Origin of the sequence: Rhizobium favelukesii (assembly GCF_000577275.2) — a bacterium.
GTDB classification, from domain to species: Bacteria; Pseudomonadota; Alphaproteobacteria; order Rhizobiales; family Rhizobiaceae; genus Rhizobium; species Rhizobium favelukesii.
The window spans coordinates 504,053-522,311 of sequence record NZ_HG916855.1 but is presented as its reverse complement, the minus strand read 5'-3'; the positions used below and the strand labels follow the sequence as shown (position 1 = coordinate 522,311).

Here is an 18,259-nt window from a genome sequence, read left to right as displayed (position 1 = left end):
CGACTTTGTACATTATGCAGCGAAGCAAAGTGCTTGTGTCATCCGCTTGAGGCGGCTTGGTTGAGTTTCAGGAATGTCCGGGTCTGGCGGGTGCTGTCGATAAATATCCTGATCCCACAGGATCATGCGAACCGCACCGATGGCATCGGAGAAGGTGAACTCTGTTTTCTTGTACCAGGCGGCGGCATAGGGAAGGACGCCATGACCGAGCAGATCGCATGCCCAGAGTGTGACGAGGCTGTAGAGCGCCAGCAGCGACGGGGTCGTGCGCATGATGGCTTTGTCGTTCCACTGCCGTTGGGTTTCCACGCCAAGATGCGCTCGCGTTTCGGCGAAGGTGACCTCGATCTGCCAGCGCCGAACGAAATAGGCAATGATCTGAGCGGGCTCAAGGTTGACGTTGGTGCTCATGAACGCCTGGGGTTCACGACGGCCTGATGGATCGCGAACGAGAACCCAGCGAATTGGTCTTGGGGGCGTTCCACGCCGATACCAGAGGCCGGTTCCTGATGTGACATCAAGGGTTTTGTCGGTTTGCTTGCCGTACCAGGACGATGCGACGATGCGCTGCCACTCGGTCTTTGCGTCTTTGAGGAGCGTTTTCAGTTTCGGCAATGGCCTGCCTTTTTGCGCCGGTCGCCCGAGCGTATGTTCGTGCCGTTGATCTGGTGGAGCAAAGAGACTGGCATCCAGACGCAACCGCGTGATGAGAGTGGCCGTGTCGGGAAGAGCCGCAGCCAGTGTATGAACGGCAAAGCTGCTATCGCCGACAAAGATGATTTCGCGGCCCGGCAGCCAGCGGCAAAGCTGCAAGACGCCTTGCCTTGCCCAATCAGTCAGCAGCTTGTGCTTTCGGCCCTTCTTCTGATCATGGCGCTCAGAGGGACACAGGATCGTCAGCACCGGCAGGGCTTTAATACATTTTGCCCATGGGACAGGTGAAAGAACCATGAAGCTCAACCATCTCAAGCCGCTGGCTTTGACAAAGTGGCCATGGCTGGAGCGCACCGGGTCACGATAAATTCCACGCGCGGCGATGCGTTGGCCCCAACGCCGTTCGATTGTATCATCCATGCCAATCACGACAGGGCCCTCGGGCACGAGCCGGGCAACAATGATGGACAGCAGACGGGCCGCCAACGTGCGAGGGTTCCAGCGGGCTCGGTTGAGGAGTTGATGATAGGCGGCAAAATTACTTACCTCCGCGCGTCCGGTGATGCGCAGGCAGGCCGTCACCGTTCGCTTGCCAGGCGAAAGGAGCGCACCCATCACCAGGACCAGCAGATGCTCCCAGCTTGGCGCGGTAAACCAGAAACGAAACGGCGACAGCCATTTGCGAAGGATGTGGGGGACCGCGTCTCCCGGCTCACGGCTACAATCATGTTGTTCGCTCATCCATTCGTTCGAATCCGATCAAACGAATGGCGCAAGGCCGGGACCCTGCGGCGAATTGATTCACCCAGGGCTGCTCAGATGCCCCCGAAATCACCACCGATTTTGTACAAAGTCGAGCTAAGAGGCTGCCTCAAAAAGAAGTGGGTGATTTCAACAGGTTGTGATTCCTTCGGATTTGCGAAGATTCGATGGAGTTCACGATGGCCTGGACCGAAACCACCCGTCGGCAATATGCCCGGCGAGCAGCACGCTATGCAAGCGATATGACGGATAGAGAATGGCGAATTGTCGAGCCGCTCCTACCTGCGCCCCGTCGACTTGGGCGACCGCGAACAACGGTGCTGCGTGAGGTCATGAATGCGCTTTTGTATATCGCCTCGACCGGCTGCCAATGGCGGATGCTGCCAAAGGACTTTCCGCCGTGCTCGACGGTTCAGCGATACTTCTATGCGTGGCGGGGTATTGGGCTTTGGGCCCGCATCAACCACCATCTAGTGATGGCGGCGCGCGAACTGGAAGGCAAAGAGGCCAGTCCTACGGCAGGCGTGATCGACAGCCAAAGCGTCAAAACCACCGAAAGCGGCGGCATTCGAGGTTACGACGCCGGCAAAAAGATCAAGGGCCGCAAGCGCCATATCGTCGTCGACACACTCGGCCTGCTGGTTGGCCTCATGGTTCACAGCGCCGATATCCAGGACCGCGATGGCGCTCCCGATTTACTGAAATCCATTTGTCACAGATGGCCATGGTTGCTGCATGTTTTCGCCGACGGTGGCTATGCGGGCGACAAATTGAAACGGAAGCTGAAGAAGGTCGGTCGCTTCACGGTCGAAATCATCAAGCGCAGCGACAAGACCAAAGGCTTCGAAGTGCTACCACGCCGTTGGGTCGTCGAGCGAACATTTGCATGGCTTGGAAGGTGCCGGAGATTGGCGAAGGACGTCGAAAAATCCATCGCTTCAGCCGAGGCATGGATCATGATCGCCCATATCCGCCTCATCACTAGACGTCTCGCAAGGTATTGTTACCATTGAACTCTTTTCGAGTCCGACTCTAACCGAAGTCGAGCATCTCATCAGCGCCATCCCGGCGACTGAGAGACATGCACGCCTCCTGCACATTCGTGAGCGCGACAGCTGCCTGGTCCTCAACCGAAAAACGTGGACGGGGCAGGCGATCGCAACGGTCAATACCTTCACCTATGTCGGCAGCCGCTACTCGCTCGGCAGCAGATACTTGCCGCCCAAAAAATGAAAACCTTCGCGTCATTCCAGGAGTGAGAGATCATGGGGCAGCCCAACAGTCGGACCGCAGCCATCCGGGAAAAAGCCAACAAGCGCGACGGCAGTGCCGAAGCTCTTCTTGCCGACCTGTTGCGAGATCTGTTTGGGATCGAAGCACGTGATCTGGCGATCAACCACGACCAATACAGCCTCAATTCGCTGAATGGCTTCTTTGAGGCCGACGGAAAGCCGTACTTCTTCAAATTCCATCAGGAGGAAAATGAGGAGGAGATGAGCGGCGAGTACTATCGCGCCGATATCCTTGCCAAAGCCGGCCTGCCGGTAGACCAGCCGATCATGATGTCGACTCTTCCGGGCGAACAGATCCTCGTCTACAGACGCAGGACGGATCCGCGCTTTTCTGATGTTCTGCGCGCGCTCGACGAGCTTCATGATAAGGAAATGGCAAGCCAGGCCGTGGATGCGGAGCGCCGGCTCAATGAGGCCGTCCTGTCTGTCTACCTGAAGACACTGCATCCGGTCACGCTTGAGCAGGTCGCAAAGGAGCCGGTCCACCGGCTGTTCTACGACAGGCTGGTCACTGCGCCCGACGGGACGTATCCCGGTGGTCGGCTGGCGAGCTTTTATGTCGGTAAGGCATTTGAATTTCCCGGCGTCACGCTTTCCTGGGATGCGCTCTCGAAAGCCCGCTTTGTCATCAATGGCATCGAATACCGCAACACGCTTGGGGAGCTGTTCGACGCCGCGCATGAAAGACTGAACCCTGTCCGCCTGGCAGACAGTGGCGGGGTGACGGCACATGGCGATGCCCATAACGCTAATGTCTGGTTCGAACGGCAGGAAGGGCGCGCGAGCCTATCATTCTTTGATCCGGCCTTTGCCGGCGAGCACATGCCGACGCTTCTTGCAGAGGTGAAGACGACCTTCCACAATATCCTTGCCCATCCTTACTGGCTCTATGATCCGGCTCTTGCCGAACAGAAATTCAACGCGACAGCCAAGTACGAGAATGGCCGTCTCTTTGCGGGTTTCGACTGGACACTAAGCCCGGTTCGAGCCGCGCTTCTGGAAACGAAGGCCGAGGCAATGTGGAAGCCGTTGCTTGCAGGCCTCAAGCAGCGGGACATGCTTCCCTCCGACTGGCGAGAGGTCGTCCGACTCGGGCTTTTTCTCTGCCCGACACTCGTCATGAACCTGCGGGCCGGTGCTACAAGCCACAATCCGACATCCTCCCTGATCGGTCTTTCTGTGGCTATGATGGTAGGCTCGGAGCCTGACGATGGCGCGGACCTGGTAACCCGCTTCCTCGCAACGATAGATCCGGAGGGGTAGATTGTGACGATCGTCAATATCGATGACCTCCGGCTGGCCGCTCGCCGGCGATTGCCTAAGCTCTTCTTCGATTACATCGACGGTGGCTCCTTTGCGGAGGAAACCTATCGTCGAAACAAGGACGATTTCTCGCTTTTGCGGCTGCGTCAGCACGTTCTCGTCGACTATGCCGAGCCTGATCTGTCGACCGAATACCTCGGACGGCGACATTCTCTTCCCTTTATGCTGGGACCGGTCGGTCTCCTGGGTCGAGCCCATGCGTACGCTCTTGCAACTGCAGGCCAGGCTCGCGTCGACCGTGCGATCGAGACATTGCGTCGCGTGTTCTCGATTATCTTGGCTTTGATGGGTGTGAGCTCGATCGCCGACCTAAAGGAACGTGGCTCGCACCTTATATTCAAGCAATGACCACTAACGCCGGTGAAAGGAAATAAGCACCCACACGCGATATCCGCCCACCATGACCTTCATGGTTGGGCGTAAAGCTTCAGAAAATGCAAGCTATGTGATCCATGAAATCATCAAAAGAGGGGTTCCCAATGAACTACAAATCCATCAGCAAGCAGTTTTCCCGCGCAGCGATCGCGCTCGGGATTGTTGGCGTCCTCGCTACCGGGCAGGCCGGCGCTCAGGATCAAATCCCATCGAAACCGGAGCCGGGCACCTTCAAGATCGGCATCGAGCCATGGCTCGGTTACGGTCAGTGGCACGTCGCCGCCAGCAAAGACCTGTTCAAGAAAGCCGGCCTTGAGGATGTCGAGCTTGTCAACTTCAGCGAAGACAAAGACATCAACGCAGCACTTGCCAGCGGTCAGCTCGACGCTGCCAATATCGCCACGCACACGGCCATGGGCATGGTCGCCGCCGGCCTGCCGGTGAAGATCGTCTCACTTCTCGATTTCAGCCTGAAGGCGGACGCAATCCTTGCCGGAAGCGACATCAAGAGCGTCGCTGACCTCAAGGGTAAGAACATCGCCTTCGAGGAAGGCACGACAAGCGACATCCTGCTGAACTACGCGCTTGCAAGCAACGGCATGACGATCAACGATATCGTCCGTGTGCCAATGCCCGCAGCTGATGCCGGAACGGCATTGATTGCAGGCCGTGTTCCCGTCGCTGTCACCTACGAGCCTTACATTTCAACGGCGCTGGCCCAGGACAAGAATATCAAGCTGCTTTTTGAAGCCGGCAAGGATCCGGGCCTTGTCTCCGACGTCCTCGTCGTTCGCGAGGAGGTGCTGAAGCAGAAGCCTGGGCAGGTTCTGGCCATGATCAAGGCCTGGGATGCGGCTCTGGCCGACTACAAGGCCAATACCGAGGAGGACCGCGCCATCATCTCGAAGGCCGTGGGCGCCTCCCCGGATGATCTGAAAACGGCCTTCGACGGTGTCCAATACTATACCTCTGCTGAAGCAGCCAAGGCCTTTGCCGGTGACTTCAAGACCAAGACCTTCGCCGACGTTCTGAAGGCGGCCAAAACAGCCGGCCTCGTGACCCAGGACGTTTCCGCCGACAGCATGATCGACACATCGTTTGTCGATGCAGCGAACAAGTGACCTCTGGCCACCAACGGGACCGTAATGTCTAGCTCAGAATTGTCGTCGACACCGAAGGAAAGGCCCCGCGCGCAATCGCGCGCGGGCGTCGGTAGACCACCCAGTGCCTTTCGGATCGGGGATCCGATCAGTGGTCAGTCGTTTTTCCTGATTGCGGTTGCTGTTTTTGCCCTGCTCTTCGCCGTGTGGTGGGTTGCTACCGTCACCGGTTGGGTGAAACCGATTTTCCTGCCCTCGCCTGGAGCGGTGTGGGTAAAGATGGTAGAACTGGCGATGGATGGCACGCTGTGGACCGATGCGGGGATCAGCATCTATCGCATGCTCGTCGGTTTTCTTATTGCATCGGCCCTGGCGATCCCGATCGGGATCATGATCGGCTGTTTCAAGACCTGGGAAGCGGCCATCGAGCCCTTCGTGGACTTCGTCCGCTATATGCCTGTCGTCGCCTTTGTTCCGCTGACCATTCTGTGGGCCGGAACAAGCGATATCCAAAAGTTCGTCATCATCTTTATCGGAACCTTCTTCCAGCAGGTGCTGATGGTCATGGACAGCGTCAAGCGTGTGCCAACCGACTTCGTCGGACTAGGCCGCACGCTCGGCATGTCGGAGACCAAGATCCTGCGCCGCATCGTCCTGCCGTCCGCCCTCCCCGGCATCTGGGACACGCTGCGCATCAGCCTTGGTTGGGCCTGGACCTGGCTTGTGCTGGCAGAACTTGTCGCGGCGACATCCGGCCTCGGCTATCGCATCGTCGTCTCTCAGCGATATTTCCAGACGCAGACGATCATTGGTTACATCTTGCTCCTTGGCTTGTTCGGTCTGATCACAGACCAGAGCATGAAGGCCCTCGAGCGTGTCTTCTTCCGTTACGCTTCGAGGCATTGAGATGAGCGAATCCAAACTTAAGATTGAGGGTCTCGACAAGTGGTATGGTGGCAGGAAAAACCGCGTTCATGCCCTCAGCAGTATCGACCTGGAACTCGCCGACAACGAGTTCGTCTCCCTGGTCGGCGCATCCGGCTGCGGCAAGAGTACGCTGCTGTCTATCGTCGCCGGACTTCAGGGCTTCGACAATGGCGTTCTTCTGACGGACGGTGCGCCGATCGTCGGCCCAGGGCTCGATCGCGGCGTTGTCTTCCAATCCTACACACTGCTGCCGTGGCTGACTGCACAACAGAATGTGGAATTTGCCCTGCAGGCGGCCGGACTACCGACAGCTGAGTGCCGGGATGTCGCCCGTCATCACATTGAACTGGTAAAGCTCGCCAAGTTCGCCGATGCATTTCCATCTCTACTGTCGGGCGGGATGAAACAGCGTGTCGCCATTGCGCGTGCCCTATCCTACCGCCCAAAAATGTTGTTGATGGATGAGCCGTTTGGCGCCCTCGACGCTCTGACCCGTCACCAGATGCAGGAGCTCCTGACCCAAATCTGGGAAGAGCATCGGCTGACCGTTCTTTTTGTCACCCACGATGTCGAAGAAGCCGTCTATCTATCCGACCGTATCGTGGCGATGAGCATCAATCCAGGACGCATCAACGCGACCTTCCATGTCGGCCTCGCCCGCCCACGCAGCCAGGATATGATCGCCTCGTCAGAATTCGTTGCGCTTCAAAAGAAGGTGCTTGCTGCAATCCGCGCCGGCTCGCAAAGCGAATTGGAACATTGATTCCGCCAATGGGGGACCGCTGAAGCAGCTCCGCACTTGATCTCAATCCAAAGGAAAAGCCATGTTCGAGACCCTCTCCGCCGCCCCGCCGGACAAGATCCTCAACCTCTCGATTCTGTACAAGAACGACGCGCGGCCGACGAAAATGGATCTCGGCGTCGGCGTCTACAAGAATTCGCAGGGTGCGACCGTCATCATGCGGGCCGTGCGCGAGGCCGAGAAGCGCCTTTATGAAAGCCAGACGACGAAGACCTATGTCGGCATGGCAGGCGATGAGGGTTTCAACAAGGCCATGCTGCAGCTGGTCTTTGGCAAGAAGGCCGACCTGTCGCGCATGTTCGCCTGCCAGACGGCGGGTGGCTCGGGCGCGCTGCGCACGATCGCCGACTTGCTCGCAAAGGCCCGGCCTGACGCAACCATCTGGCTCTCCGATCCGACCTGGGCGAACCATGTGCCGATCCTGAAGGCTGCAGGCTTCAAAACCGCGACCTATCCCTATTTCGATCCCGCAAGCGGCACGGTGAAGGCCGATGCGATGCTAGAGGGATTGAAGCAGGCGAAGGCCGGTGACATCACTCTGCTGCACGGCTGCTGCCACAACCCGACCGGCGCCAATCTGACGATCCAGCAGTGGGCTCCGGTCGTGGATCTTCTCGTCGAACGCGACCTCTTCCCCTTCGTCGATCTTGCCTATCAGGGCTTCGGCGATGGTCTGGAGGAAGACGCCGCCGCCGTTCGCCTGCTCGCCAGCAAGATGCCGGAAATGGCTGTCGCCACATCCTGCTCGAAGAACTTTTCGGTCTACCGCGACCGCGTCGGCGCCGTCATCCTGATGGGCAAGGACGCAGAAGGCGCAAAGATCGCCGGCAGCCAGGCGCTCGCCACGACCCGCGTGCTGTATTCCATGCCGCCGGACCATGCCGCCGCCGCCGTCCGCATCATCCTCGAAGACGATGCGCTGTGCGCCGACTGGAAGTCCGAACTCGAAGCCATGCGGCTTCGCATGCTCAACCTGCGCAAGGGCTTTGCCGAGGCGCTCCGTCGCCAGTCCAACTCCTCGCGCTTCGACTTCATCGCCGACCACCGCGGCATGTTCTCGCGCCTCGGCCTGACCGAAGCGCAGGTCGACCGCCTGCGAGACGAGTTCGGGATCTACATGGTCGGCGATTCCCGCTTCAACGTCGCGGGCCTCAGGGAAGACCGGCTCGATGACCTCGCCAAGGCTGTTGTTTCGGTGCTCTGAGCCTGAGACCTTTGCCAGCTCAGTTGATGAAGGTATGGCGCGTATTCTGCTGATTGGAACTGATACCTCAGCAAATTGAAGCCTCAACGCCATTCGAGATCGTGGCAACGAGCTCTGACAGCGAGGATCGTCTTAAGTAGATTTGAAGTTCCGACTCTCCATATCATTGAACGACGAGCTTCTGCGATGAGCCGCAACCCACGCTCTTGAAGGGAATCGAACAGCTGGCGACCTAACTCATCGCTAGGAAATCAGTGCTTGAAGCAGTTCTCTCGGCGCCACTGTAGAAATCGAGGATGTGGCCGCTCGCGGTTCTCGCTATGCCATACCAAGCCACAAAGGACTAAAGCCTCAAAGCTCGATCGCCATGAAGCAGCGGCCGCAGCGCCTGGAACTCTTTGGCGAGGAATTCAGACAGGACCCTAATGCGGCTTGTGTGGCGAAGTTCGCTATGCGTCAGGGGTCGATGCCATTTGCGACGGCTTCGGTGAGCGTTTGGAAGCTATTCACCTGCAGGGCGGCGCCGGCGTATCGGCCAGTTTCCTTCGGCTGGCCACTCCAGCGGCTGGGCGACCCGAAGCAGATCGGTGTGACCTTGGCAGTGGCGGGAACGTTGCAGGCAGACGCCGCGACCTTCTCCAAGCTTCGCCCGGCAAACTACCGATCCGCCATATCTGACCGCCTCGGCCGGGCAGCATAGGCGGCGCGATGACCCAGCTTCGTTCTCATCCCCGTCTCGTTCGTAAACTCCGGGAAGCGCTCGGTGATCAGCTGTGTGTCGTTCTCGACGAGTGCAGTATCGCAATCCGGCCACCACGAAATCCCGGTCCGGCTCCAGGCAGGCTTGCGAATCGCATAAGTGTGTGCTTATGTGTAATCATGATCGAACATGATATTTTCCGCGCTCTGGCGGATCCGACCCGCCGCACGATTTTCGAAAAGCTCGCGAAGGGCAGCATGAATGCCACCACGCTGCGCCAGGGCATGGATATCAGCCAGCCGGCGATGTCCCAACATCTCGCCGTACTGCGAGCGGCAAGGCTGGTGCGTGAACAAAAGGAGGGCCGCTTCGTGAACTATGAAGTCGATCCGGACGGGCTGGCTCTTATCGCGCAATGGCTGGCGAAATACCGCGCCTACTGGCCGGCTCGCATCGACGCTCTCAAGCTCTTGCTGAAGGATATGGATCAATGAACGACGTGAAGGCCGAGGTACAGGCGAAGGTGCAGGAAAGCGGTTTCGAGCAGAGATACGAACTGGACGCGTCGCCGGAGAAGGTCTGGCGGGCGATCAGCATCGCGGAATTCCGGGAGAAGTGGCTGCCGAGGGAGGCGCTTGCCGATCCACGCTCGCTCTCCGAAACGCCGTGTAAGGAAATCCGCTACAAATTGCGCGACGATACCCCGCCCCATCTCGAAAGCACCGTCACCTTCACGATCGCCCCGAATGGATCGGGCGGAACCAGCCTGCGGATCGTCCACGAGCTGACCGGGGCGACCTTCGAGCGGCTGGCGAAAACGGTCGCCAACGGCAACAGCCCGACTCTCATGCTCGCCGCCTGACGCGGCAAGCCCTCCCGAAAATCTCGAATGATTGGAGTTCGCCGATGCGCGAAGCAATGCAACTCGTCCCTATGGTCGTCGAACAATCCAGCAGAGGAGAGCGGTCTTTCGACATCTATTCCCGCCTACTTCGTGAGAGGATCATCTTCCTCAACGGGGAGGTAAACGACACGGTCTCGGCGCTTGTCTGCGCACAATTGCTGTTTCTCGAAGCCGAAAACCCCAAAAGGCCGATCCATCTCTACATCAATTCGCCAGGTGGCGTCGTAACCAGCGGTCTCGCGATGTACGATACGATGCGTTACATTCACGCCCCGGTGCATACGCTGTGCATGGGAACCGCCCGCTCGATGGGCTCGTTCCTGTTGATGTCCGGCCAGCCGGGCGAACGCACTGCGCTTCCCAATGCCAGCATCCATATTCATCAGCCGCTGGGTGGATTCCAAGGACAGGCATCGGACATGCTGATCCATGCCGAGGAAATGCAGAAGACCAAGCATCGCATGACACGGCTCTACGCCGAGCATTGCGGCCGCACCTACGAAGAATTCGAGCAAGCGATGGATCGCGACCGCTTCATGACGGCGGAAGAGGCATTGGAATGGGGCCTTATTGACCGCATTCTGCAGGTTCGGGCAGTTGCCACCGACCACGTCGGCGCGACGTGAAACGAGCCCGGCGCAATCCGGCGCGACCGCTACTTCGCGAACGCACCTCACGCGCGGGTTTCGATCGAGCCTCTTTGCATTCACCGGTCTTGAGTGGATATGAACCGACGTGCCGCGCTCTTGCCAAAGAAGCTATTGTATCCAAACGCTTATTATTCCCTTTGCGTGGTTTGACTTCACGTTGAATCATCAAGAACCCCCACCTCGAGCTGCGCCCCGGCCCTGAGACGGGTACGCATCCCGTCCGTCAGCGCGCCGGTATGACGTGGCGCTGCGCCCTCGCGACGGTCGCCGGCACGCGCACAGATTGCGCGGCCCCAAGATCATGGTCGTAGTCGCCGAGGTGAAATTGCAATCCGTTCAGGATCCGCTCGCAGGCGTCGACGATCTTCTTGCGGTCCTTAATCGGATTGCTGTGAAACAGCTCGTTGCGTGTCTCCTTAATGACCCGCATCGTGTCGTTGAACATGGTTTTCGTGAAAGTGAAGCCGAGAACGTCCGTAGCGAACATGTTGCGGATCAGAGGCCAATCTGCCTGCATAATCGTCCAGAGGTCACCCAGGGTAAGGCAGTAGTAGAACTCGTCGGTCTTGTTGTTGCCGGTAACATTGTTGATATGCTGCTGATTGACCATATTGTCGAAGACTCGCCAGACAGCTTTCACGAAGGCTGGATTGACGGGCGTACCGAGAATGTTGGGAAAGGCAGTATAGCTCTGCCCGTTCTGCCGGGCATTGCGGACCAGCGTCCACCACTCCATCCGCCCGAAGCGTTCCTCTAAGTAGTCGGCGAGCACCGAGCGCAGTGCGTTCTCCACCGCGAACACGAAGGGGTAGATCGACGAAAATTCTTTCACCTTGCGAGTATAGATCTTGTGGATCACCAGCCTCTGCTCAGGTATGGGTATCTGCTGTAGGGCCTGGACCTGAACCCCTTCGTGGATACTGTCGCGTAAGAGGGTCGGGTTAAGGGTGCGCATGTCCGCCTTGAAGTGATCCACCTGCTGCGGGGTGGGGACGAATGTCAGTTATTCACCCAGTAGATGTGATGTCGGCACATGCCGCTTGGTGATGCTGGACACTTGCTCCCCCTTGCAATGCGAGTCTCTTTTCCCTATAACAAAGCTACTCGCTGAGTGGTGGCACAATGGTGTTGCGAGCCCATGGCCTTACCATGGCACTTGGAGAGTCTAAACGGAATTCGGCTAGGCGTGGTCTTCACAGACTGCGCCTTTAGTCGTTCAGGGATATTGCTGGACTTTGGTATGCAACGATTTGGCATCCTTGAAAGGGGTCGAACCTACGACCCGGTCGTTCAGCTTTATAAATATGCGAACTTTTGCAATTAATTACCCTCCGCTTTGGCAGGCCTGGGACCGTCAGCGGTCCAGCAGGTTTGGCAGTATAGATCTGGAGCGCATGCCGGTACTAGGCTGCGTTATGCCGGCATGCGTATGCGATTTCGAGAGTGAACTGGACGGCTAAACCTGTGGCTTTCTAACAGTTCTCCCTTGCGACAAGGCGGCAGGCTTATAGCTTGCATCGAAGCGCGTATAGCGCGACGATCAGGATGAGATGCCGTATTGCCTCGTTTGTGAATGTTCCTGGTCTCCTGGACCATTGCCTCACAAGATTGCTCCTTTCCGCTGTGAGCGTTCAAGTCGCGGAGAGTTGAGCTGTTTCGGAATTTGCGCCGAAGATCATGGCATGGGCTTTATTTCGACGCCACTCTTTGACGCGCCGTTGCACTGTTCGCAGGAGTCCGTCGGGGTACTCATTCGGATAACGCGCTTGAAGCCGCTAGAGCAACTCGCGGCCTGTCCGCCAAGGTTCCTCCTCAAACCAAGAGCGGAGATCGTCGGTCACGCGGATGAGCGGGTCTGGTCTACGTCGCTCTCGGCGCAGTTTTGGTTTCGCTTTGGCCGTCGGACGGATTTCGCCTTCCGTCCAGGCGTGGCTCAGGTTCTGCAAGAACGTTTCGATATCCGGCGTGGCTGTTGACAGCGAGGCGATTGCTGGCAACCTCGACAAGACGCTGCTGCGCTGTTCGAATATCGCGCAATAGTTTCACAGGATCCAACTGATCGCAGATGTGCGATAGCTAGCGCATCGCACTTGAATTGAGAATCGAGTGGGGTTTTCACGAGGGTATTGGTGTGATTCACTGCGGTTGGAGGTGAATCACATGGGTAAATCTCATTCTGTTGATCTTCGTCAGCGTGTTGTTTCCATGGTCGCTAGCGGCCAATCACGGCGAGCCGCTGCCCGTCATTTCGCAATCAGCGACAGCAGTGCGATCAAGCTGCTGCAACGCCGGGAGCGGACTGGGCTGATAACCCCCGCGCGTCAAGGAAGGCCACCAGGTGCAGGGAAACTGTCGGCGTTTCGCGATTTCCTGGTCGCACAGGTCGAAGGCAAACCGGATATCACCATGCCAGAGCTTGCCCGTCGCCTTGAGGATGAACATGGATTGGTTATTCCACCATCGTCCCTGTCGCGGTTTTTGATAACGCAGGGATACACATATAAAAAAACAGATAATGGCGTCGGAACGCGCTCGCGCTGATATCCGAAAGGATCGTGATGTCTGGATTTCGAAACGCCAACCCCGGATGCGATTTGAACCGCATCGACTTGTTTTCTTGGACGAAACCTCGGTGAACACAAAGATGGTGAGACTGCGTGGGCGCTCCCCGCGCGGCGAGCGTCTCATCACGGATGCGCCCTTTGGCCACTGGGGGACACAGACATTCATTGCAGGCTTGCGCTGTTTCGGTCTTACTGCGCCCTGGATTATTGACAGGCCGATGAACCGGGAAATCTTCGACACCTACATCGAGACCCAGCTTGCGCCGACACTCGAACCAGGCAATGTCGTCATCCTGGATAATCTTCGCGTTCACAAGAGCGATAAAGCCAAAGCCTGCCTCAAGGAAGTTGGTGCGTGGCTCCTGTTTCTGCCGTCTTATTCGCCAGATTTGAACCCGATCGAAATGGCCTTCGCCAAAATTAAGGCCCATCTCCGAGCCGCCGCCGCTCGCACGTTTGACGCACTCTCAAATGCGCTCGGATCCATCTGCAACCTCTTCAACGTAAGCGCTAATTTCTGTGCGCCTTCTGTAGCGGAGTGCTGTGAGGCATGAAGCGTCCACCAAAAAATAGGTGGACACCAAATCATGGATGAAGATGCTCCTAAACTGCAGGTACGGCTTGTTGGTCGCGACGGCCGCCGTCGATATGACCCTGCGTCGAGAGATCAGCTTGTCGCGGCGTGCTTAGAACCCGGCGTTTCGGTCTCGCGGCTGGCGCTGGAGCACGGCGTCAATGCGAATCTCGTCCGGAAGTGGATGAAGAAGTCCAGAGCGGAGCGTCAATTGCCTTTGGCCTCGGCGTTCGTTCCGGTTCAGATTGCTCCGGATATGCACTCGGGTTCTGCTGGCGATCTGAAGAAGACCAAGCCATTGAGCCAGTGCCTTCCCGCATCCAAGGTGAGCGCACTCCTGCCGAACGGGGTCAGCCTGACCGTCGAGTGCGCCGGTGTGGAAGTGCTGGAAGCAATCATAGGAGCGCTGGGTCATGTTCAGACTGGGCGGTGATCTCAAGGTTTACCTGCATCGCGAACCGATCGACTTCCGCGCGGGCATCAACAGCCTGGCGGTCCTGGTCCAGGAGACGATGGCGCTGGATCCGTTTGCGCCTGCGGTTTTTGCCTTCTGCAATCGCCGGCGTGACCGAATGAAGCTGCTGTTTTTTGATCGTTCCGGTTTTGTGATGGTCCTGAAGCGGTTGACCGAGGACAGGTTCAGATGGCCCCGTTGCGAGGTGCCGGTGGTCATGCTGACGACAGAACAGCTTCACTGGATCCTCGATGGCATCGATATCGACGCAATGGTGCGCCATCCGGTGCGGCAATATCAGATTGCCGGCTGACGGATGTCGAATTGAGCAGTTGACGCGGCTGGGCGGTTCAGATTCAAGAATCTGATGACTCGCACCGGCGAACCGAGCATTGCAGAACTGATGGCGCAATTGGCAGCCAATGCTGCCGAAATCGCTGCGCTCAAAGCCGAGAAGGAAGCGCTCTCGCAGCGGGTCGTCAAGCTGGAAGAAGAGCTTGCACTGGCAAAACTCCATCGCTTTGCCCCCCGCAGTGAAAAGCACATTGATCGTCTCTTCAACGAGGCCGAAGAGGCTGCGGTCGAGGATGGCAGCGAAGCAGGCGATGTTGTCGAGCTTCCGGACACCGGCCTGCCAGCGGTAGAAGGTCAAACGGGAAAGAAGCGTGGACGCAGACCTCTGCCAGAAGACCTGCCACGCGAGCGCGTCGAATATGACCTCCCCGACGATCAGAAGTCTTGTCCCTGCTGCCAGGGTCAGATGCATCGCATGGGCGAGGCTGTTACCGAGCAGCTCCATATCGAGGTCAAGGCAAAGGTCCTACAGAATGTGCGGTTCAAGTACGCTTGCCGCCATTGCGACCGCACCGGGATCAACACACCCGTCGTGATCGCACCGATGCCGACGCAGCCCCTGCCGGGCAGCATCGCTACCGCCTCGACGTTAGCCTTCGCGCTCGTCCACAAATACGTCGACGGCACACCGCTTTACCGCGTGGCTCAGACATTCGAGCGTGCTGGTGTTCCGATCAGCCGCGGCGCTCTCGCTCACTGGGTCATCGGCTCAAGCGAGAAGCATCTGCACCGCATCTATGATGCGCTGAAACTGCGGTTGCGATCGCAGCCTCTCATTCATGGCGATGAGACGACGGTTCAAGTCCTCAAGGAAAAGGACAAGGAGGCCACCAGCACATCGTACATGTGGGCCTATCGCAGCGGCGAGGACAGTGACCAGCCAATCGTACTGCTCGATTATCAGCCCGGGCGCGGCCAGATCCACCCGCAGACCTTCCTTGGTGACTACCGCGGCATATTGGTGAGCGATGGCTACACAGCCTGGCGCACATTGCATGGCGCAACCCATGTCGGATGCATGGCTCACTCCAGGCGGCGCTTCGTCGAAGCCCTCAAGGCAAGAAAGAATGGCGGCGGCCCGCCGGAGCAAGCGCTCAGGTTCTTCGAGCAGCTCTACCGGATCGAGAGGCAGGCGCGAGAGATAAAGCCCGACGCCGGTGAAACGCAGGCCGCCTGCATTCGCCGCTTCCGGCAACAGCACAGTTTGCCTGTCCTGAACGCCCTCAAGACGTGGCTCGATAACATCGCGCCGAAGGTCGTGCCGGATACCAAGCTCGGCGATGCTGTGTCCTACACCCTGAACCAATGGGATTATCTGACGCGCTACACCAGCGACGGCAGGATGCCGATCGATAACAACATCCTGGAACGCGACATCAGGGTTTTTGCGACCGGAAGAAAATCGTGGCTGTTCAGCGACACTGCTGACGGAGCCAAGGCCAGTGCTGTGATTTACAGTCTGATGCTGACATGCCGCGCCTGTGGCGTCGACCCTCTGATCTGGCTGCGCCACGTACTCACCGAGTTGCCACAGCGCGAAGAGAATGCCGACATCGGCGACCTGCTCCCGTTCAACTTCTCCAAGACCTCCACGACCGAATAGAGCCGGATACCGCGACCGATGCTATCCGCCGTTCGGTGTGGAACAGGCGTCAATACGCATCGAAAATCGCGCTTACTCTTCAACAGCCAAGAATGTCGAAACTATTTTACAGCCGCAGGCTATGGGTTCGATTAAAGGTACGGCGCTCTAATTTCGGACTTCGGTTGGTGTTCTCGGATCTGCCAAGAGCCTCTGATAGGGCGTTGCAGGAGGATGATAGATCTTTTTGACCACTGCGCCATCGCGATGCTTCTCCCGCAGCTTAAAGGATGGCTGAAAGAAGTTATGAAGAAGCGCACCGATCGGTAGAGATCGGTCAGGGTCGCAGCGGCCTCGACCCCCTCATAGCGATGATAACCAACAATGCGGCGAACGATCGACCCATTCTTCTGCTCGACGAAAGCCCGATCATTCTTGCGGTAGGGACGGCAACGCGTGAACTCGATAGAATTTCGATGCAGACTTTCGACAGCATATCGGCCGCGCTTCGATCCATGGCGATGCGCCGGTTTGGGGTACACTAGAGATAGTGAGCCTCGAAGGCTGCACAAGCCGGCAGAGATCGCTGTAGAAGACGATCCGATCCAATATAGTGCCACCTTCCTGACGATCTTCACGCAGGTCCAAAGACGCTTCCACAGGCATCAGAGCAAAAAATATTTCCAACGATGCATCCAAACGGAATGACCTGTCTTTCTCTTATCGGTTGGCGCGCATAGAAACCTCTCTTGCTGCACTCGCATGTCAGGGCGCACGTTTTGAGAAGGCTCCGCAAGCAGTTCGATGAAAGCTTCAATTTCAGATCACATCCTCGCGTCTGCCGGCGCACTCTTCTACCGCGAAGGCATCCGCGCTGTCGGCATCGACCGCATCATCGAAGAAACCAAGGTCGCCAAGGCAACGCTCTATAGGCATTTCCCGTCCAAGGATCATCTCGTGGCGGCCTATCTTCAGGACCGTCACGAGCGGGTCATCCGCTCTCTGGAAGAGGTTTTGAACGAAGTCCCGAGCCCGCGGGATCAGCTCAATCTCATCTTCGAGCGGCTGCATGAGAAGGCGGACAGCCCCGAGTTTCGTGGATGCGCGTTCGCCCTGGCGGTGGCCGAGCACGGCGATTCAGAACGCGTTGTTACCGTCGCGCGCGCCCACAAGGCGACCGTCAGCCAGATGTTTCGCGCGCTGATGGAAAGAGCGGGTGTAGAGGCCGCCCAGCCGGCCGCTCATCTTTCTCTCCTCTACGAAGGAGCTCTGGCGACCGTCGCCGTTGGTCGCGATCCCCAGGCTGTTCTCACCGCCAGAGACTGCGCTCTCTTCGTATTCGACACCGCACTTTCTTCGATCAAGACCGCTGAAAAAGGCAGAGCATGACAAAGGCAATAGACTATTTCTTCGGCATCGGTTCACCCTGGTCCTTCATTGGTCTTGATGCTTTTTCAGAACTTGCATTGAGACATGGAGCGTCGATCCGACCACATCTGATCTCGGTGATCGAGGACAACGGCGGGATCTATTCCCGCAACCGGCCGGAAGCCCGGCGTGCCTACTGGACCAAGGACTTGAAGCGCTGGGCATTCCTGCGCGGCAAGGCGCTGAACTTCGAAAACCGTGCTGCCCTGTCCGATCCCACGCCCGCCGGCTTCATGGTCATCGCCGCCATCGAGGACGGCTTGGACTGGCTCGGGCTCACCCGCGCGCTGCAGACGGCATTCTGGACGGACGCGGCGGATATCGGGCGGAGCGAGGTGCGTCAGGCGATCGCCAGTTCTGTAGGGATCGACGGGGCGAAGCTGGAAGAACGCGCTCAGGCCGAGGCCACCCAATCGATCTGGAGATCCAATATCGAAAGCGCCAGGAACTCCGGCGTCTTCGGCCTTCCGACGTTTCGCTACGAAGACGAACTTTACTGGGGGCAGGACAGCCTGCCTTTCCTTGAGCGCCACCTGAACGGCGAGAAGATCGCCGTCTGACGGCTCACTTTTGAGACTTGGTACCGGTCAATCTGCATCCATGCCTGATC

The 18,259-nt window shown here is 58.0% G+C and carries 19 protein-coding genes and 1 pseudogene; 17 read left to right on the top strand and 3 right to left on the bottom strand.

Features of this window, described 5'->3' with window-relative positions; translation table 11 throughout:
- Positions 1-12: 12 nt before the first annotated feature.
- Positions 13-1,395, bottom strand: coding sequence for an IS701 family transposase (locus LPU83_RS65960; protein WP_037068948.1), 1,383 nt, complete (start codon positions 1,393-1,395; stop codon positions 13-15).
- Positions 1,396-1,595: 200 nt separating this feature from the next.
- Here LPU83_RS65960 and LPU83_RS65955 point away from each other — a divergent pair, with 200 nt between their 5' ends.
- From LPU83_RS65955 to LPU83_RS65905, 11 genes are all read left to right on the top strand, one after another.
- Positions 1,596-2,429 (top strand): IS5 family transposase, encoded by an 834-nt coding sequence (locus LPU83_RS65955; protein WP_037070297.1) that lies wholly within the window; start codon positions 1,596-1,598, stop codon positions 2,427-2,429.
- Entirely contained in the window at positions 2,383-2,649 is a 267-nt protein-coding gene (locus LPU83_RS65950; RefSeq protein WP_425301976.1) for a UTRA domain-containing protein, read from the top strand. The genes LPU83_RS65955 and LPU83_RS65950 overlap by 47 nt, the downstream gene beginning before the upstream one ends.
- Before the next feature lie 32 nt (positions 2,650-2,681).
- Positions 2,682-3,971, top strand: coding sequence for a hypothetical protein (locus LPU83_RS65945; RefSeq protein WP_024319079.1), 1,290 nt, complete (start codon positions 2,682-2,684; stop codon positions 3,969-3,971).
- A gap of 3 nt (positions 3,972-3,974) precedes the next feature.
- Entirely contained in the window at positions 3,975-4,379 is a 405-nt protein-coding gene (locus tag LPU83_RS65940; RefSeq protein WP_024319080.1) for an alpha-hydroxy acid oxidase, read from the top strand.
- A gap of 131 nt (positions 4,380-4,510) precedes the next feature.
- On the top strand, positions 4,511-5,527 hold the full coding sequence (locus LPU83_RS65935; protein WP_024319081.1) for an ABC transporter substrate-binding protein: 1,017 nt from the start codon (positions 4,511-4,513) through the stop codon (positions 5,525-5,527).
- A 24-nt stretch (positions 5,528-5,551) separates the two neighbouring features.
- Positions 5,552-6,412: an ABC transporter permease gene (locus LPU83_RS65930; RefSeq protein WP_024319082.1), complete on the top strand. Its 861-nt coding sequence runs from the start codon at positions 5,552-5,554 to the stop codon at positions 6,410-6,412.
- 1 nt (position 6,413) lies between these two features.
- Positions 6,414-7,196 (top strand): ABC transporter ATP-binding protein, encoded by a 783-nt coding sequence (locus LPU83_RS65925; protein ID WP_040680901.1) that lies wholly within the window; start codon positions 6,414-6,416, stop codon positions 7,194-7,196.
- 61 nt (positions 7,197-7,257) lie between these two features.
- Positions 7,258-8,439: an amino acid aminotransferase gene (locus LPU83_RS65920; RefSeq protein ID WP_040680899.1), complete on the top strand. Its 1,182-nt coding sequence runs from the start codon at positions 7,258-7,260 to the stop codon at positions 8,437-8,439.
- An 879-nt stretch (positions 8,440-9,318) separates the two neighbouring features.
- Entirely contained in the window at positions 9,319-9,633 is a 315-nt protein-coding gene (locus tag LPU83_RS65915; RefSeq protein ID WP_024319179.1) for an ArsR/SmtB family transcription factor, read from the top strand.
- Positions 9,630-10,001, top strand: a complete 372-nt coding sequence (locus LPU83_RS65910) for an SRPBCC family protein (protein ID WP_024319180.1) — start codon at positions 9,630-9,632, stop codon at positions 9,999-10,001. The genes LPU83_RS65915 and LPU83_RS65910 overlap by 4 nt, the downstream gene beginning before the upstream one ends.
- Before the next feature lie 44 nt (positions 10,002-10,045).
- Complete coding sequence (locus tag LPU83_RS65905) at positions 10,046-10,669, top strand: ATP-dependent Clp protease proteolytic subunit (protein WP_024319181.1); 624 nt, start codon at positions 10,046-10,048, stop codon at positions 10,667-10,669.
- Positions 10,670-10,916: 247 nt separating this feature from the next.
- On the opposite strand, the gene LPU83_RS65900 is transcribed toward LPU83_RS65905, so the two are convergent.
- Positions 10,917-11,669, bottom strand: a complete 753-nt coding sequence (locus LPU83_RS65900) for a hypothetical protein (protein ID WP_157997391.1) — start codon at positions 11,667-11,669, stop codon at positions 10,917-10,919.
- A 1,184-nt stretch (positions 11,670-12,853) separates the two neighbouring features.
- Here LPU83_RS65900 and LPU83_RS65895 point away from each other — a divergent pair.
- From LPU83_RS65895 to tnpC, 4 genes are all read left to right on the top strand, one after another.
- Positions 12,854-13,811, top strand: a protein-coding gene (locus LPU83_RS65895; protein WP_269148180.1) for an IS630 family transposase whose coding sequence is annotated in 2 segments (ribosomal slippage) — positions 12,854-13,204 and positions 13,206-13,811 — 957 coding nt in all. Because the reading frame shifts where the segments join, the coding sequence is not laid out codon by codon here.
- A 33-nt stretch (positions 13,812-13,844) separates the two neighbouring features.
- Positions 13,845-14,264: an IS66-like element accessory protein TnpA gene (gene tnpA / locus LPU83_RS65890; RefSeq protein ID WP_037069550.1), complete on the top strand. Its 420-nt coding sequence runs from the start codon at positions 13,845-13,847 to the stop codon at positions 14,262-14,264.
- The gene (gene tnpB / locus LPU83_RS65885; RefSeq protein ID WP_037069548.1) at positions 14,245-14,598 is read left to right on the top strand and encodes an IS66 family insertion sequence element accessory protein TnpB; all 354 of its coding nucleotides are present in this window, start codon (positions 14,245-14,247) and stop codon (positions 14,596-14,598) included. Before tnpA ends, tnpB begins: the two co-directional genes overlap by 20 nt.
- Positions 14,599-14,652: 54 nt before the next feature.
- On the top strand, positions 14,653-16,242 hold the full coding sequence (tnpC, locus tag LPU83_RS65880; RefSeq protein WP_037069545.1) for an IS66 family transposase: 1,590 nt from the start codon (positions 14,653-14,655) through the stop codon (positions 16,240-16,242).
- A gap of 150 nt (positions 16,243-16,392) precedes the next feature.
- Here tnpC and LPU83_RS72865 read toward each other — a convergent pair.
- Positions 16,393-16,691: pseudogene (locus LPU83_RS72865) on the bottom strand (transposase); the annotation flags it as partial.
- 334 nt (positions 16,692-17,025) lie between these two features.
- Here LPU83_RS72865 and LPU83_RS65875 point away from each other — a divergent pair.
- Both LPU83_RS65875 and LPU83_RS65870 read left to right on the top strand, forming a co-directional pair.
- Positions 17,026-17,610 (top strand): TetR/AcrR family transcriptional regulator, encoded by a 585-nt coding sequence (locus tag LPU83_RS65875; RefSeq protein WP_024318178.1) that lies wholly within the window; start codon positions 17,026-17,028, stop codon positions 17,608-17,610.
- Complete coding sequence (locus LPU83_RS65870; RefSeq protein ID WP_024318177.1) at positions 17,607-18,209, top strand: 2-hydroxychromene-2-carboxylate isomerase; 603 nt, start codon at positions 17,607-17,609, stop codon at positions 18,207-18,209. The genes LPU83_RS65875 and LPU83_RS65870 overlap by 4 nt, the downstream gene beginning before the upstream one ends.
- Positions 18,210-18,259: the final 50 nt, after the last annotated feature.

Excerpts from the sequence above, each read along its gene's own strand:
- LPU83_RS65960 (WP_037068948.1), bottom strand. The coding sequence starts at position 1,395 with ATGAGCGAACAACATGATTGTAGCCGTGAGCCGGGAGACGCGGTCCCC.
- LPU83_RS65955 (WP_037070297.1), top strand. The coding sequence starts at position 1,596 with ATGGCCTGGACCGAAACCACCCGTCGGCAATATGCCCGGCGAGCAGCA.
- LPU83_RS65945 (WP_024319079.1), top strand. The coding sequence starts at position 2,682 with ATGGGGCAGCCCAACAGTCGGACCGCAGCCATCCGGGAAAAAGCCAAC.
- LPU83_RS65935 (WP_024319081.1), top strand. The coding sequence starts at position 4,511 with ATGAACTACAAATCCATCAGCAAGCAGTTTTCCCGCGCAGCGATCGCG.
- LPU83_RS65930 (WP_024319082.1), top strand. The coding sequence starts at position 5,552 with ATGTCTAGCTCAGAATTGTCGTCGACACCGAAGGAAAGGCCCCGCGCG.
- LPU83_RS65925 (WP_040680901.1), top strand. The coding sequence starts at position 6,414 with ATGAGCGAATCCAAACTTAAGATTGAGGGTCTCGACAAGTGGTATGGT.
- LPU83_RS65920 (WP_040680899.1), top strand. The coding sequence starts at position 7,258 with ATGTTCGAGACCCTCTCCGCCGCCCCGCCGGACAAGATCCTCAACCTC.
- LPU83_RS65915 (WP_024319179.1), top strand. The coding sequence starts at position 9,319 with ATGATCGAACATGATATTTTCCGCGCTCTGGCGGATCCGACCCGCCGC.
- LPU83_RS65910 (WP_024319180.1), top strand. The coding sequence starts at position 9,630 with ATGAACGACGTGAAGGCCGAGGTACAGGCGAAGGTGCAGGAAAGCGGT.
- LPU83_RS65905 (WP_024319181.1), top strand. The coding sequence starts at position 10,046 with ATGCGCGAAGCAATGCAACTCGTCCCTATGGTCGTCGAACAATCCAGC.
- tnpA (WP_037069550.1), top strand. The coding sequence starts at position 13,845 with ATGGATGAAGATGCTCCTAAACTGCAGGTACGGCTTGTTGGTCGCGAC.
- tnpB (WP_037069548.1), top strand. The coding sequence starts at position 14,245 with ATGTTCAGACTGGGCGGTGATCTCAAGGTTTACCTGCATCGCGAACCG.
- tnpC (WP_037069545.1), top strand. The coding sequence starts at position 14,653 with ATGACTCGCACCGGCGAACCGAGCATTGCAGAACTGATGGCGCAATTG.
- LPU83_RS65875 (WP_024318178.1), top strand. The coding sequence starts at position 17,026 with ATGAAAGCTTCAATTTCAGATCACATCCTCGCGTCTGCCGGCGCACTC.
- LPU83_RS65870 (WP_024318177.1), top strand. The coding sequence starts at position 17,607 with ATGACAAAGGCAATAGACTATTTCTTCGGCATCGGTTCACCCTGGTCC.